This is a genomic window from Aeribacillus sp. FSL W8-0870, from assembly GCF_037963755.1.
Classification (GTDB): domain Bacteria; phylum Bacillota; class Bacilli; order Bacillales; family Aeribacillaceae; genus Aeribacillus; species Aeribacillus composti.
In genome coordinates, this window is record NZ_CP150165.1 from 1,947,245 (window position 1) to 1,963,365 (window position 16,121).

Below are 16,121 nucleotides of genomic sequence, written 5' to 3' on the forward strand. Positions count from 1 at the left end.
TCGGTGTGGCCGATTGCCACACCAGCTCGATATAGTTATCTCAAATGTTCTTACAAGGTTTATAACATGTTTTTTCTTGCCAAACAATGAAATTGCGCCAAAGTAACATGCATCTGATGCAAAACAACGTGTGATCTGCCCCGGATTTATATAACAAATAAGTTTACAAACTCATGTACAAACGTCTCTTCCAGCACGTTCTGGTCAAGCGAAACGTCTAAGATTTGCTTGAGCTGCTTGTTTGGGAACCGTGTTGCCAAATTGTTTTCATATTTTTGGATCAGCTTAGGCAGACCTTCTTGACGGCGGAATCTGTGGCCGATTGGATATTCCCGCACAACTTGGCGCGTTTCCGTTCCGTCTTTAAACCGTATTTGAACTGCGTTGGCAATTGACCGTTTGTCCGGATCGAGATAATCTTTGCTGAACTGTTTATTTTCCACAACTGTCATTTTTTCACGAAGCGCATCGATTCTCGGGTCTTGTGCGATTTCATCTTCGTAATGATCCGCTGTTAAATCGCCATAAATAAGACCGATGGCAGTAATATATTGAAGGCAATGATCACGATCAGCCGGGTTGAGAAGAGGTCCCGTTTTGTCGATGATGCGAATGGCTGATTCATGCGTCGTGATCGTGATTTCTTCGATCTCATCAAGGCGATCTTTTACTTCAGGATGAAGCTCAATGGCGCATTCAGCAGCTGTTTGCCCATGAAACTCTGCTGGATATGATATTTTAAATAAAATATTCTCGATTACATATGATTCCAAAGGACGGGCGAGCTTCAGTTTCTGTCCTCGGAACAGCACGTCTTCAAATCCCCAGTTCGGAGCCGATAGGGCAGAAGGATATCCCATTTCACCTTTTATGGCCATAAATGCAAGACGTACAGCGCGGCTTGTTGCATCGCCAGCCGCCCACGACTTGCGAGAACCAGTATTTGGAGCATGTCGATATGTCCGAAGACTTGAATTGTCAATCCAGGCATTGGAAAGGGCGTTGATGATTTCATCTTTTCCGCCGCCAAGAAGCTTCGTAACGACAGCAGTTGAAGCAACCTTTACGAACAGCACGTGGTCAAGCCCGACTCTGTTCAGGCTGTTTTCAAGTGCCAGCACCCCTTGAATTTCGTGGGCTTTTATGATCGCTTCAAGAACTGTCCTCATATTGAGCGGCTTTTTCCCTTCTGCCACATTCGTTCGGCTTATGTAGTCGGCCGCAGCTAAAATTCCCCCCAAGTTATCAGAAGGGTGACCCCATTCCGCTGCAAGCCAAGTGTCATTATAATCGAGCCAGCGAATCATGCAGCCGATGTTAAATGCACCGTGCACAGGGTCTAATACATATGAAGTGCCAGGGACGCGGCACCCGTTTGGAACAACCGTCCCCGGAACGATCGGACCTAAAAGCTTTGTGCATTCAGGGTAGCGAAGAGCAAGTATGCCGCAGCCCAGCGTGTCTAACAACACATAGCGGGCGGTTTCAAACGCTTCTTTACTTTGAATTTCTTTATTTAGAACATAATCGGCAATTTCTTCAAGCAGTTTGTCTGTTTGTCGATTTTCATTATTTTTTACTAGTACTTCTGCCATTTTTACAACCTCCTAAGCTATCCATTACTGTTGTACTTTCAAAGAGCGTTTTCCTGTATATTTCACGCGAGGACGGAACAAACGGTTGTTATTATGCTGTTCGATCACATGGGCGCACAGGCCTGCTGTTCGAGCGCTGAAGAAAATAGGAGTATATAAATCAATCGGAATGCCAAGCATGTAATAGACAGGAGCCGCATAATAATCGAGGTTCGGATACAATCCTTTTTCCTCTCTCATAATGGTTTCCCCGGCTTCGCATATTTCAAGCAATCGAAAATCGCCCCGTTGTTCGGACAGCTGCTGCAATGCTTTTTTCATAAGCAATGCTCTTGGATCCATTTTTTTCATATAGACGCGATGGCCAAATCCCATGATCCGCTCTTTATTTGCTAATTTTTGTTTAATCAATCGTTCAAAATTTTCCTTTGTACCTGCTTCTTCAATTAAATACATCACCGCTTCATTGGCTCCGCCATGCAGGTGTCCTTTCAAAGAGGAAACCGCACCGGCGAGAGCACCATACAAATCTGCATGTGTAGACGATATGACGCGAGCGGCAAATGTAGAGTTTGGCATTTCATGTTCGATATAAGCGATGAGCGAGCGGTCGAATATTTTCGTTTCAAGTTCAGTTGGTTTTTTTCCTGTAATCATATATAAAAAATTTGCACTGTAGGAGAGATTTTCATCTGGTGGAATGACTTCTTGTTGATTGAGTAGATGATAACTGCTGGCAAGAATGGATGGCATCTGTCCTAGAAGATTGATAGATTTCGTTTTATTGGCCTGTTCAGATCTGTCATCAATGAGCGGGTCAAATCCTGCTAAAATGGAAATGCCTGTTCTCAGGGCGTCCATTGGATGAGTTGTCTTCGGCAGTTTGGAAAATACGTCGTAAAGCACGTCTGGAAGCTCTCTTTTCGCTAGAAGCTCGTTTTCAAATCTAGCTCTTTCTTGTTCAGACGGAAGCTTGCCTTCAAGCAGCAAAAACGCAACCTCGACATATGATTTTGTTTCGGCAAGTTCAATTAAATCGTATCCTCGAATGACAATTTCTTCATTTTCTACATCGAGAAACGAAATCGTTGTCTCAGCTGCCACTACGTTTTCTAATCCTGGTCTAAACTCCATCAAATATACCTCCTTCAAAAGTTTTTGAAAACGCTTTACTATTGATGCAAACAGGGAAAAATGAATATCGGGATGATCGATCGCTTTCACAAATTTTGTTATTGGGCAATTGCTGAGACAATAACATTGTTCATTTCTTAAAGCCTATTCATTTCTCCCAAATCTCAAAGCGATCTTGCTATAATTGACCGCCTCTCCTTGTCGAAGCTTAAATGGTTAGGAAACCATTTTTTTACTTCTGGAAAAAATATAGCACATTTTTTAAAAAAAGAAAATGAATCTTCGGAATTTTCGTTTTTGTAAAACGACAGCTTTCACAAAATTCATTTGAAGAACTGACTTTAAAAATGGAAGCCAGCTTCCAGCAATCGGAGGCTTTGCGGTTTTAATGTCTTTTGGATGTTGACTGCTTATTTATATTCTATTCAAATCTTTTAAATAGACTGGAAAAATAGTACGATATAAGTAAAAAATAACATACTTTCCTCATTGGATTTCATAAAAGGATGGGAAAAATGACAGAGAAAAAAATCGGCATAATAGATTTAGGATCGAACTCCATTCGCCTCGTTATTTTTCATATTGATCAAAATGGACAATATAAAGAGCTTTACAATTTTAAGATCAATGCCCGTTTAGCTACGTATATTGACGCCGAAGGAAATTTGTCCAACGAGGGGATCGAGGTTGTCATCGATTCTTTAAAAAAATTTGTTCCAATCGTTCAATTTCATCAAGTGGCAGAAACGAAAGGGGTTGCAACGGCAGCTATTAGATCTGCCAAAAACCGGAAAATGGTCTTGGAGGCTATAAAAAGAGAGACGAATTTCGATTTTCGCGTCCTTTCCGGCCAAGAAGAAGCCTATTACGGCTACTTAGCTGTTATACATTCCGTATATTTAACTGAAGGCATAACCATTGATATAGGCGGAGCAAGCACGGAAGTTGCGTATTTTAAAAATCGGGAGCTCGTCCATTCATACAGTTTTCCGTTTGGGGCTCTCACATTAAAGAAAAGGTTTATTGCCAACAGCGAACCGAAAGAATCGGAAATGAAAGAGCTGACAGCGTTTTTGCGAAATGAATTTTCTTCGCAAAAATGGCTTAAAAACAAAAATGTTCCGGTAATCGGGATAGGCGGCAGCGCCAGAAATCTAATACGGCTTCATCAAAATAAAACCAGTTACCCGTTATTTGGTATTCATCAATATGAAATGGAACCGAATGAAATTAAAAAAATAAATCAATGGCTGATCGGAATGACTGTCTCGGAGCGTCAAAAATTAGATGGACTGTCGAAGGAACGCGCGGATATCATCATTCCTGCAATTGAAGCAATTTATACGCTGACGGAAATCGTATCAGCTCCATTTTTTACAATGAGCAGCAAAGGCTTAAGGGAAGGGGTCTTTTTTGAGGAGGTGTTTTCAAACTTAAACGTCCGGTCTTTTTCTCAAGTAGCGGACGAAACATTTTCCAAGCTGGCCAGTGATTATAAAATCAACTTGAAGAATACATCATTTCTCCTTCGTCTTGCTTACGTATTTGTCAGTGAATGTGAGGCAAAGAAAATTATATCTTTTACTCAAGAGGAAAAAGAAATTTTGTTTAAAAGCACAAAGCTGGTTCAATTCGGGGAATTTATCGATCATCATTCAAGCAGTCAGCATACGTTTTATATTTTGACAAATCGATCGCTTGACGGAATCAGTCATAAAATGCGGTTGAAACTCGCATGCGTCGCTTCCTTTAAGTCCAAAAAAACTTTGATGAAATATATCTCTCCTTACAAATCATTATTAACGGAAGAAGAAATTTTATCGCTGGAGCGATTAGGCGCGATTTTGAAATTCCTTTATTCCCTCAACACGACACACCGTTGCATCATTTCCGAACTGGAGGTGAACAAAAAGGAGGGGGAAAAGATGGAAATATCTTTAGCCTGCAACAGTGATTATACTTTTGAAGAGCAGGAAGCAAATAAGCAAAAAAAGCATATGGAACGCGCTTTTAACTGCCAAGTCGAATTATCATTTACACTCGTCTAATGGACATACGAAAGGTAAAAGGTGGGCGAAATTATGCAAGATAAGAAAGAACAATTGATTCCAGATATAAGCCGTCCAGAATTTTATAATAACCGGGAATTAAGCTGGCTTGCATTTAATGAGCGTGTCATGCAAGAGGCCGTTGACTTTGAAATCCTTTGCTTGAGCGGATGAAGTTTTTAGCTATATTCAGTTCGAACTTGGATGAGTTCTTCATGGTGAGGGTTGCTGGTTTGAAAGATCAAGAAAAAGCTGGTTTTAATTTACCGGAAAATAAAGCCGGCATGACGCCAAAGCAGCAGCTTAACGCCATTTCGGCGAAATGCCACACATTGGTCGAACGCCAATATGCAATATTTAATGAATATGTACAGGGGGAATTAAAAGAGGAAGGGATTGAATTTCTTAAGCTTAATGAATTAACTGGCGAACAATTCCGCTTTTTGGAACAAAAGTTTGATGAGCAAATTTTCCCGGTTTTGACGCCTCTTGCGATCGATGCGTACAGACCGTTTCCAATGCTTTTAAATAAATCGTTGAACTTGGCCGTATTGCTTCAATATAAGAAAAAAGAGCGGAAAAACCCTTTTTTTGCGATCGTTCAAGTTCCTGCTGTTTTGCCTCGATTCATTGAAGTGCCGAATCAAGATGGAAAGAGGCAGTTTGTATTTCTTGAAGATTTGATCAGCAGTTTTATTTACAAACTGTTTCTCGGTTACAACATCATTTCGGTCTCACCGTTTCGCATTACGAGGAATGCAGATTTGACCATTGATGAAGAAGGGGCGCGGGATTTGCTGGAAGTGATTGAGAAGGAGCTGAAAAAGCGGAAGTGGGGTGCGGCGGTCAGGCTTGAAATTCAAAAAGGAACGATAGATGAACGTGTTTTAAATTATTTAATGGATGTGCTGGAAATTCAAAAAATGGATGTTTATGAAGTGGACGGCCCCATCGATTTAACGTTTTTATTTCCATTTTATACCCATTTGCTGACCGATTTTGAGCACCTTGTTCATGATTCGTTCATTCCACCACCCCCGCTCGACTTGCCGAACGGAAATTTGTTCGAAGCTATATTAAAACGGGACTTATTATTACACCATCCGTACGAATCCTTTCAGCCTGTTGTTGAATTTATTGAAAGTGCAGCGGATGACCCTCAAGTGTTGGCAATCAAGCAGACGCTGTATCGTGTAAGCGGAAATTCGCCGATCGTTCAAGCATTGGCAAAAGCGGCGGAAAACGGGAAGCAGGTGACGGTTTTAGTCGAATTAAAGGCAAGATTTGATGAAGAGAACAACATCCATTGGGCAAAAATGCTTGAACAGCACGGAGTTCACGTTATTTACGGCTTTCACCATTTAAAAACGCACAGCAAAATTACCCTTGTCGTCCGGCAGGAAGAAGGAACGGGTAAAATTCAACGCTTCGTTCATTTGAGCACGGGAAATTACAATGACGTCACGGCGAAACTGTATACGGATATCGGCTTTTTTACAAGCAAAGAAACATTTGGGATCGATGCAACCAACTTTTTTAATTATTTGAGCGGTTATGCGGAAAAACCGGATTGGAATCATTTTTCTGTATCGCCATATGATATGCGGGAGACCTTTATCAAACTCATCAATCAAGAAATCGAATGGCACCAGAAAAGCGGCAAAGGCCGGATTATTGCCAAAATGAATTCTTTAACAGATAAAACGATCATCATGAAGCTTTATGAAGCTTCGCAGGCTGGAGTCAAAATTGACTTGATCGTAAGGGGAATTTGCTGTTTGCGACCGCAAATAAAAGGCGTGAGCGAAAACATTCAAGTGCGAAGTATCGTTGGCCGCTTTTTGGAGCATAGCCGTATTTTTTACTTTCACCATTTTGGGGAGGAGAAAATTTTCTTATCCTCTGCTGACTGGATGACAAGAAACATGATTAAACGTGTTGAAATTCTTTTTCCGATTTATGATGTCCGTTTAAAAGAGCGTTTGAAAAACATCTTGGACATACAACTTAAGGACAACGTCAAAGCGCGTTTTCAGGACGCAAACGGCGATTATCATTATGTTGAACGGTCGGAAAACAAGCCAGTCATTAACTCGCAAAAAATTTTTTATGAAGAAGTGGTTCGCTACCATGACGCTGACTGATCGGCAGCGCAAGTTTTATGAAAACTAGAGAACTTTTTCACATGCGGAAAAATGATAGATTTTTGTCCCCTTCAAACAAATTGCTTTCAGATTCGAAATGTTTAGTATTATAATGAGTCTTGAATGAATTTTTTGCTATTTTTTGAAAAAAGGGGATGAATAAATGAAATATCGCAAATTGGGAAGAACGGGGCTAAAGGTTAGCGAAATCAGCTTGGGAAGCTGGCTTACATACGGAAACTCCATCGAAAAAGAAACGGCCATTCGGACGATTGACAAAGCGTATGAGCTAGGCATCAATTCATTTGATACAGCGAACGTTTATGCAACTGGGGAAGCGGAAAAGGTTGTCGGTGAAGCATTGCGGAAATATCCGCGTGAATCATATGTTTTGGCAACGAAAGTATATTGGCCGATGGGAGATGGCCCCAATGACAAAGGCTTATCGCGGAAGCATGTGTTTGAACAGCTCCATGCCAGTTTAAAACGCCTTCAATTAGATTACGTTGACATTTATTACTGCCACCGCTATGATCCGGAAACACCGGTCGATGAAACGCTGCGCACAATTGATGATCTTGTCCGGCAAGGAAAAGTGTTATATGTCGGCGTCAGTGAATGGACTGCTCAGCAAATACAAGAAGCTCTTGGCACAGCAGATCGATATTTGCTGGACCGCATCGTGGTCAACCAGCCGCAATATAATATGCTGAACCGTTATATTGAGAAGGAGATTATTCCAGTCTGCGAACATAACGGTATTAGCCAAATTGTTTTTTCGCCGCTTGCACAAGGTGTTCTGACGGGGAAATATAAGCGCAATGGAGACATCCCAGAAGGAAGCCGTGCGAGTGATCCAAAAGCAAATAAATATATCAATGATTTGCTGACAGATGAAAATTTATTGAAGGTAGAAAAATTAGGAAAAGTGGCGGATAAATTAGGAATTAAACTTTCCCAATTGGCGATTGCTTGGGTATTGCGGCAGCCGAATGTTGCCAGCGCTCTGATCGGATCCACCAAGCCGGAGCAAGTCGAAGAAAACGTCAAAGCAATTGATGTGGAATTAACGGAAGATGTGCTCGAGGAAATTGAGCAAATCCTGTCGTAGTTTTCCTTAAGGCAGAATGCAGACTTGTTCATTTTGATTGAAGAACAGACGTTTCAATAAAAAAGGGGAGAAAGGATTGTTTTTGCTCAACAAGTCTTTCTCCTTTTTATTTTTCATTTTTTGGACTTGGAAGCGATGCAGTCACCCCTTTAATTTCTTAATTGATTTGAGTGCCGGACCTTCTACAACATCGCCGTCTATTGAAAATCTCGAACCATGGCATGGACAATCCCATGTTTTCTCGCCGCTGTTCCATTCTAATTCACAGCCTAAATGGGTGCAGGTAGTATCTACGATGTGGAGGCTGCCATTTTCATCTTTGTAGGCACCGGCTCTTTTTCCGTTATAGGAAACGACTGCTCCTTCAGCAGGGGCTAAATCTTCCGGCTTTCTTAGAGCAAACTCAAGCTTTCCTTCAATCAAATGCTTTGCAACATCTGTATTTGTTGAAATAAACTGCTTCACGCTTGGATCTGCTTGAAATCTTGCTGGGGTAAAAAGCTCGCGATATCGGTTTTCCTTCCCTTTAATTATATCGACAAGCAGTCGTGCGGCGGCTGTGCCGTTTGTCATTCCCCATTTTCGAAACCCTGTCGCAAACAGGATATTTGCTTTCTGTTCGTTTATATGTCCAATATAAGGAATTTTATCCAACGTTGTTAAGTCTTGAGTAGACCATCGGTAAGGAATTTTTTGTATGCCGAATGCTTGATCGCCAAAAGCTTGAAGGGACTCGTAATGCTGAATCATCGGGATTCCTTGTCCAGTTTTATGATTTTCACCTGCGATCATCACAAGCTTTTCTCCGTTGATCGTGACGGACCGAAGCGACCGAACCGGATTTTCGGCGCTGATGTACATGCCGCCGGGATACTCAATTTTTGTTTTGACAGCAATAATATACGATCTTTCCGCATACATTCTTGAAAAATAAAAGGCGGCATCATAGAAAGGAAAATGCGAACAAATGAATACATAGTTGCACAAAATGTGATAACCGTCTTTTGTCAAAATTTTCGGGTGTGGGCCGTGTTTTATATCGACAGCTGCTGTATTCTCATAGATGTCTATCCCTTTTTCCGACGCGTTTTCCACAAGCTTTTGCAAATATTTTAACGGATGAAATTGGGCTTGATTTTTCATCACAACTGCTGTTTTTGCCTGTACGGGAACAGGGATGTTTTCCACAAGCTCTCCTTGAATTCCAAGCTTTTCATATGCTTTATATTCGTTTTCGATTTTTTTTATGTATTGCTCTGAATTCGTATAAACATATGCATCCTCTTCTTTCCAATCGCATTCGATGTTGTGCTCCTGTATCGTTTGTTTGATAAACTCCATCGCATCGCTGGCTGCTTCATAATATAGCTTTGCATTGCTTTCCCCAAAGTGCTGTATAAATTCATCATAAATCAGCCCGTGTTGTGCGGTGACTTTTGCGGTTGTATGCCCGGTCGTACCATTTAAAATACGATCCGATTCGATCAGCGCGGTTTTGATTCCTTCTTTCGCAAGCAGATAGGCGCTTGTGATGCCTGTGATCCCGCCGCCTACAATCGCTACATCAACAAAAATATCTTTGTCAAGCTTGTTGAAGGAGGGCAGCTGAACAGAATCTGGCCAGAACGGTTTCGAAAGCTTAGGAAGTTCATTTTTACTAACGGCTTCTTTCATAAAAAAGTTCCTCCTATTAGATCTGATGATGCTTTTATCTTTGCCTAATATTTGGGTTGTTATGTGCATCTGATAATTTTGAGCGACCTTTTTATTTCAATTAAGATATGCTGCTACGTTTCAAAGAAATAAGTTTTTTGCTGATTCCAATCATTCCTTGCTTCTACTTAGGGTTGCTGTAGGAAAATGCAGATTGAGAACACTAAGTAAATTCCGAAATAAAAAGCCTAATTCTCTCATTTTAAATGATGAGAAATTAGGCTTTTTCCTTAATTAGACAATATAAATTATAATGGACAAACATTAAAGCATAAGTTTCTTTACGAAGAGCACTCGAATAGTTATTATATGACTACAACCGAAATAACTAAAATTACACATTTTTATTATCATTGTATTCTTTAAGTAATTTTTCACATAAATCCTTGCAAATTCCTTGAGAATGGTATCTACTCAATAATTCACTTAGGTTTATGAATATTTTATTTTCATTTAATACATTTTTAAAATCTTGATAAGTGCCCTTTCTATTAATTTTCACCTTTCTTTCAGGGAAAAGGCTATTTATTTTATTATTGACTTTGTTATTGATTCTTCACTCTCAGCCACTGGGTTTTATAATGTTGAAGCAAAAGTCAAAATTGTTTCGATAAAATGTATATCATCTTCATGTAAACCATTTTTTCATCCATTCACTTACAGCTAAAATCCCCACAAGTATCTCTCCTAAAAGAATAAGGCATCTGCCATACGAATAGCCCAGCTTACAGCTATTGCAATGTTCTCAGCGGTAGTTTTACTCATTCTAGTATTCTTTTTTAAGTAAACTGGAAGTCTTGTTCTAACCATAGCGGCTGCATCTGAACCAGCATTTTCAAATTGCGTTAACCAATTTCCGATTTTTTACTATTATTTTTAAACGTTCTGGCAGTAGCTGCGTCTATTATGTTAAAATGTCTTGCCGCATCAAATACCGCATCTCCACCCGCTCTAAGCAACTGTGCGACTTTCACTATAACACCCATATTATAATGAGTACTGCCTAAAAATCCATTTTGAGAAGCTTAAAATGTAATAGTAATGATAACCATTGTGAACATTAAACTTTATTCAGCACCCTTTAATAGGTACAATGAATATTGACACCGCGAGCGAACAAAAGCTGGAATATCGGTGTAAAGGAGTGTGTCTGTCTTGTTTGATTTAATGCCTTTAATGCTGGAGCGAGTGGGAATTTTAGTCATTTTAGCTTTTTTGTTATCAAGGATGAAGGCATTTCGGCGAATGATTCATCATGAGCATGGATTAAGCGAAAAGCTAATGCTGATTGCCGTATTTGGATCTTTTGGCATTATTAGTAATTATACTGGTGTCGAAATTGCTCAAGGCAATATCAGCTCACAAACATGGCAAATAGAAGTGGATGGAGATGCCGCAATTGCCAATACAAGAATTATGGGAGTAGTGATTGGGGGATTGCTTGGCGGTCCATTCGTCGGCATCGGCACTGGTCTAGTAGCAGGACTGCATCGGATGACATTAGGAGGATTTACCGCGTTTGCTTGCGGAGCATCTACTATTTTGGCTGGATTCGTGACCGGTTTCCTTTGGAAGCGTTTTAGAATAAAAGACAATTTTTCACCTTGGAAAGCTGTTTTGACCGGAATTTTTATGGAATGTACTCAAATGGGACTTATTCTCTTACTTGCCCGTCCGTTTGAATCCGCAGTTAAGCTTGTAGAATTAATCGCTCTTCCGATGATTACGATTAACGGATTTGGGACTCTTATTTTTATTTTAATTATTCATTCGATTCTAGTGGAGGAAGAGCGGACGAAGGCTCTTCAAACACATAAATCTTTTTACATCGCGCAGCAGACCTTGCCATTTTTCCGAAAAGGCTTAAATGAGCATTCGTGTAAAAAAGTAGCGGAAATTATTTTAAAATGGACGAAAGCAGATGCCATTTCCATTACCAATCGGGAAATTGTACTCGCTCATATCGGTGCCGGTTCTGATCATCATAAGCAGGGGCAAACTTTAGTAACAAAGCTGACAAAAAAGGTTTTAGAGCGGGGGAAAATCATTAAAGCAAAATCGAAGGAGGAAATCCAATGCCCAAATTCTGATTGTCCGCTTCAGTCAGCGATTGTTATGCCGCTTCAAGTACACAACCAAACGGTTGGCACGTTAAAGCTTTATTTTTTAGACCCGAGTCTTATGGATAAAGTGGAGCAAGAGCTGGCGGAAGGACTTAGCAAGCTGTTTTCTACCCAATTGGAGCTTGCTGATGCAGAACTGCAGAGAAAACTGCTGAAAGATGCAGAAATTAAAGCTTTGCAGGCGCAAATTAATCCGCATTTCCTGTTCAATTCGTTAAACACGATTTCCAGCTTGATCAGAACTGATGCGGATAAAGCTAGAAAGCTTCTTTTAAAATTAAGCGTGTTCTTCCGAAGTAATTTACAGGGAGCTAGACAATTTGTCATTCCGCTTGAAAAAGAGCTTGAGCATGTTGAAGCGTACTTATCTATTGAGCAGACAAGATTTCCTGATAAATATCATGTAAGTTTTGATATTGACCAAAGCTTAAAGAAAGTAATGGTTCCGCCGTTTACGCTTCAGCCTCTCGTCGAAAACGCTATCAAGCACGCTTTTGCCAATAAGGAGCATGGGAAAGTGTCCATTCGGGCGTATGCAGAAAATGATCAAATGATCTTAATCACCGAAGATAATGGCAGCGGCATTCCTGATCATTTATTGCGCCAATTGGGAAATCAGACCGTTCAATCGAATGATGGAACAGGAACAGCTCTTTGGAATATAAAAAAACGAATAGAAGAAATTTATGATTCCGCCGGAGCCTTCCATATTAAAAGTGATGAAAATGGAACGAAAGTGACGATTAAGTTTCCATTAGAAATGAAAGGAGAAGTAGCCGTATGATCAAGGCTTTTATCGTGGAGGATGAACCGTTGGCAAGAGACGAACTTATTTACTTGCTTAAAAGGAGCAAGCAGGTAGAGATTGTTGGGGAAGCGGAACAAATGGATGAAGCGATTGAAAAAATCCGCCAGACCGACATGGATGTGATCTTTCTCGATATACAGCTGTCATCTCATGAACAAGGGATTAGACTTGCTGAAAAGCTAATGGAGATTGATCATAGACCTGAGATTGTTTTTGCAACCGCTTATGATGAGTACGCTTTAAAAGCATTTGAGCTGAATGCGGTTGATTACATTTTGAAGCCGTTTGATGAAGAAAGGATATTTCATACAATTGAAAAAATTTCAAAGCGGCTGGAAGCTCGCCAAGAAAAAAGACCGCAATATTTTCAAATGCAGGATGAAAAGATTCCTGTGTCATTAGACGACCGCATTCTGCTTATTAACGTGAAAGATATTCTTTATATTGAGTTTAATGACGGAAAAACCATTATCACTTGCCGCGATCAAAAATATGAAGTTAAAGAATCGCTTGTCACTTTTGAAAGAAAGCTGCAGCAAACGCACATCATGCGTGTTCATAGAGCTTATTTAGTCAACTTGAATGAAATAGTTGAAATTCAGCCGTGGTTCAACTCCACGTATCATGTAATCATGAAAAATGGCGAATCGATCCCGGTCAGCAGAACTTATACGAAGGAACTGAAAAAGCGATTGGGCATTTAAAAAAAGCTGAAAGCTTTAAGCAATATTTGTGACAAAATTGTTGCAATTCAATTTAAGAAATTGACGATTTATCCCCGGATTCTTGCATTTTGTTTTGAAAACCGATCATGAAGATGTTTATTTAATACAATGAATGTAAAAAGCAAGAACAAAGGGGAGGTTACAAAAAAATGAATGCGATTACAATCGTGATTGCCTCAATGTGTATTTTAATGATCGCCTACCGTCTTTACGGAACATTTATGACTGTAAAAGTGTTGAAGCTGGATGATTCAAAACCGACACCAGCTCACGAATTAAATGATGGAAAGGATTATGTTCCAACGAATAAATGGGTAAGCTTCGGGCATCACTTTGCCGCTATTGCTGCAGCAGGACCGCTCGTCGGACCGATCCTGGCCGCACAATTTGGATATTTGCCCAGTCTACTGTGGCTTTTGATTGGTGCCGTAATTGGGGGAGCCGTCCATGATGCAGTCGTTTTATTTGCTTCCATGCGGCAAAAAGGGAAATCATTATCGGAAGTAGCAAAAGAAGAATTAGGTCCGGTAGCCGGCTTTTGCACAGGACTTGCCATGCTGTTTATTATTACCATAACAATGGCTGGTCTTTCCATGGTTGTTCTTCATGCATTGGAAAAAAACCCTTGGGGCACGTTTGCAGTCGGAATCACCATTCCTATTGCAATGGGAGTCGGAATTTTCTATAAGAAAACAGGCAATTTAAAATTAGCTTCAACAGTTGGCTTTATTTTATTAATGATAGGTGTTTTCGCAGGACCTTCCATACAAGAAACAGCTCTTGGGGATTGGTTGACATTCGATACTAAAACTTTGGCGCTTATTTTACCAATCTATGCATTTTTTGCTGCGGCTTTGCCGGTTTGGCTGCTGCTTGCTCCTCGTGATTATTTGAGCAGCTTTATGAAAATCGGTGTGTTCATTGCGCTGATCATTGGTGTTTTTATCATTAATCCTTCTATTGAAATGCCGGCCTTTACAGAATTTATCCACGGCGGAGGGCCGATTTTAGCTGGACCTGTTTGGCCGTTTATATCGATTACAATTGCATGCGGTGCGATTTCAGGATTTCACGCTTTTGTCGGATCGGGTACAACGCCGAAAATGCTTAATAAGTGGAGCGATATAAAAGTTGTCGGCTTTGGAGCCATGTTGGTGGAATGTTTGGTCGGCATCATGGCGCTGATCGCTGCAACAGCTCTTCATCCGGCAGATTATTTTGCGATCAATTCCGCACCGGAAGTATTCCGGACACTTGGAATGGATGTTATTAATTTACCAGCTTTAAGCCAGGAAATAGGTTTAAATTTGGAAGGAAGAACAGGTGGAGCGGTTACACTTGCAGTTGGAATGACTTATATTTTTACTGCGATTCCATGGTTTGAGAATTTGGCTTCGTATTTTTTCCAATTTGTTATAATGTTTGAGGCTGTTTTCATTTTAACTGCGATTGATGCAGGAACACGTGTAGCACGTTATTTAATTCAAGATTTCTTCGGTGAAGTGTATAAACCATTGAAAAAGGTAGACTCCGTTCCGGCTTCCGTATTTGCAAGCGCTTTAGCCTGTTTTATGTGGGGGTACCTGCTTTACTCAGGAGATATTGGATCGGTTTGGGCATTGTTTGGCGTATCGAACCAGCTGATGGCGTCCATCGGACTGATTGTCGGTGCGACAGTCATTTTAAAAATTGCCGATAAACGAAGATATATGCTTACTTGCCTCATTCCGTTAGCTTATTTATTTGCTACAGTAAACTATGCAGGCTACTGGATGACCGTAAATGTTTATTTGAATCCGGAAGCTGCAGGCTACAACGTATTAAACGGAATTTTATCCATCATTATGCTCGTTCTTGGTATTGTCATCTTGGCAACGGCATTGAAAAAATGGATTGAAATATGGAATGATCCGGGCTTTCAAATGGAGGCTAAATCAGCCTGACACAAGGGTAATTGGGCGGCTCATTTGTTGATGCCGCTCTTTATTTGTTTAAGCATCACAACAGCGGTGGCGACAGAGGAGGAGAAATGATCAAACGATGGCAAAAAAACTTAATGGAAGTAATGGATCGTAAAAGCAATATCATGTACAATAACAACTAACTAATTAGTTAGTTGTATAAAAAGGGTGATTTTTATGGCGAGAAATAAAGGAGAAGAGAGCAAAAAGAAAATATTTCAAGCTGCTGCGGAGCTGTTCGCTCATAAAGGTTTTCATGCTACAAAGATCAGCGATATTGTGGCAAAAGCAGGGCTCACGCAGGCAGCTTTTTATCTTTATTTCAACAGCAAGGAAGAAATTTTCGAACAAATGCTTGAAGATTTTGAAAAGCAGTTAATTCATTTTAGTGATGCAGGAAAAAAAGTGGCTGATATACAACCGGAGCATGTGAAAGACCATGTCCGTGAGACAATCGCTGACATTCTGAAGTTTCTCGGAAAAAATCCTCACTTAACGAAAGTTGCACTCAGGGAGAACAAAGATGATCGTTTACGAAGCATCATTGTTGAAAAAATAGCAGCAAATATGAGAAACAATCAAAGACTTGGAATTGTTAAAACGGAAATTGACACTCAATTTGCCGGTGAAGCATTTCTCTCAGTGATCGAGCACATTATTGAACGATATGTAATGACAGGAGAAAAAACAGAAAATGAACTTGCGGACCAAGTGTCCCTTTTGTTCTTAGAGGGGATTTTGAATAAAAATTAAAAGGAG

10 protein-coding genes and 1 pseudogene are annotated in these 16,121 nt (G+C 40.2%); 7 read left to right on the forward strand and 4 right to left on the reverse strand.

Translation table 11 applies throughout. The annotated features are described in order from the left end of the window. Window positions 1-146 precede the first annotated feature (146 nt). Window positions 147-1,595 (reverse strand): bifunctional 2-methylcitrate dehydratase/aconitate hydratase, encoded by a 1,449-nt coding sequence (locus NSU02_RS09425; RefSeq protein WP_066246660.1) that lies wholly within the window; start codon window positions 1,593-1,595, stop codon window positions 147-149. A gap of 24 nt (window positions 1,596-1,619) precedes the next feature. Further along, window positions 1,620-2,729, reverse strand: coding sequence for a citrate synthase (gene mmgD, locus NSU02_RS09430; RefSeq protein WP_063389557.1), 1,110 nt, complete (start codon window positions 2,727-2,729; stop codon window positions 1,620-1,622). Between the two features lie 515 nt (window positions 2,730-3,244). Between mmgD and ppx the strand changes: the two genes are divergently transcribed. The 3 genes and pseudogenes from ppx to NSU02_RS09445 all read left to right on the forward strand — a co-directional run bounded on the left by ppx (window position 3,245) and on the right by NSU02_RS09445 (window position 8,032). Beyond that, complete coding sequence (gene ppx / locus NSU02_RS09435; protein ID WP_339195521.1) at window positions 3,245-4,777, forward strand: exopolyphosphatase; 1,533 nt, start codon at window positions 3,245-3,247, stop codon at window positions 4,775-4,777. A 33-nt stretch (window positions 4,778-4,810) separates the two neighbouring features. Next, a pseudogene (locus NSU02_RS09440) lies at window positions 4,811-6,921 on the forward strand (RNA degradosome polyphosphate kinase). Between the two features lie 163 nt (window positions 6,922-7,084). Beyond that, a complete protein-coding gene (locus tag NSU02_RS09445; protein WP_130156559.1) occupies window positions 7,085-8,032 on the forward strand; it encodes an aldo/keto reductase family protein in 948 nt (315 codons plus the stop codon). A 141-nt stretch (window positions 8,033-8,173) separates the two neighbouring features. On the opposite strand, the gene NSU02_RS09450 is transcribed toward NSU02_RS09445, so the two are convergent. Beyond that, a complete protein-coding gene (locus NSU02_RS09450; RefSeq protein ID WP_339195523.1) occupies window positions 8,174-9,706 on the reverse strand; it encodes an FAD-dependent oxidoreductase in 1,533 nt (510 codons plus the stop codon). A gap of 884 nt (window positions 9,707-10,590) precedes the next feature. Further along, on the reverse strand, window positions 10,591-10,719 hold the full coding sequence (locus tag NSU02_RS09455; protein WP_277986809.1) for a hypothetical protein: 129 nt from the start codon (window positions 10,717-10,719) through the stop codon (window positions 10,591-10,593). 181 nt (window positions 10,720-10,900) lie between these two features. Between NSU02_RS09455 and NSU02_RS09460 the strand changes: the two genes are divergently transcribed. The 4 genes from NSU02_RS09460 to NSU02_RS09475 all read left to right on the forward strand — a co-directional run bounded on the left by NSU02_RS09460 (window position 10,901) and on the right by NSU02_RS09475 (window position 16,115). Further along, entirely contained in the window at window positions 10,901-12,652 is a 1,752-nt protein-coding gene (locus NSU02_RS09460; protein WP_339195527.1) for a sensor histidine kinase, read from the forward strand. After that, window positions 12,649-13,380, forward strand: coding sequence for a LytTR family DNA-binding domain-containing protein (locus tag NSU02_RS09465; RefSeq protein ID WP_063389552.1), 732 nt, complete (start codon window positions 12,649-12,651; stop codon window positions 13,378-13,380). Before NSU02_RS09460 ends, NSU02_RS09465 begins: the two co-directional genes overlap by 4 nt. A 170-nt stretch (window positions 13,381-13,550) precedes the next feature. Further along, window positions 13,551-15,344, forward strand: a complete 1,794-nt coding sequence (gene cstA, locus NSU02_RS09470; RefSeq protein WP_327873833.1) for a carbon starvation protein CstA — start codon at window positions 13,551-13,553, stop codon at window positions 15,342-15,344. 195 nt (window positions 15,345-15,539) lie between these two features. Beyond that, window positions 15,540-16,115 (forward strand): helix-turn-helix domain-containing protein, encoded by a 576-nt coding sequence (locus tag NSU02_RS09475; protein ID WP_339195531.1) that lies wholly within the window; start codon window positions 15,540-15,542, stop codon window positions 16,113-16,115. The last annotated feature ends 6 nt before the right edge of the window (window positions 16,116-16,121 follow it).

Coding starts and splice junctions, on each gene's coding strand:
- NSU02_RS09425 (WP_066246660.1), bottom strand. CDS start 1,595: ATGGCAGAAGTACTAGTAAAAAATAATGAAAATCGACAAACAGACAAA.
- mmgD (WP_063389557.1), bottom strand. CDS start 2,729: ATGGAGTTTAGACCAGGATTAGAAAACGTAGTGGCAGCTGAGACAACG.
- ppx (WP_339195521.1), top strand. CDS start 3,245: ATGACAGAGAAAAAAATCGGCATAATAGATTTAGGATCGAACTCCATT.
- NSU02_RS09445 (WP_130156559.1), top strand. CDS start 7,085: ATGAAATATCGCAAATTGGGAAGAACGGGGCTAAAGGTTAGCGAAATC.
- NSU02_RS09450 (WP_339195523.1), bottom strand. CDS start 9,706: ATGAAAGAAGCCGTTAGTAAAAATGAACTTCCTAAGCTTTCGAAACCG.
- NSU02_RS09465 (WP_063389552.1), top strand. CDS start 12,649: ATGATCAAGGCTTTTATCGTGGAGGATGAACCGTTGGCAAGAGACGAA.
- cstA (WP_327873833.1), top strand. CDS start 13,551: ATGAATGCGATTACAATCGTGATTGCCTCAATGTGTATTTTAATGATC.
- NSU02_RS09475 (WP_339195531.1), top strand. CDS start 15,540: ATGGCGAGAAATAAAGGAGAAGAGAGCAAAAAGAAAATATTTCAAGCT.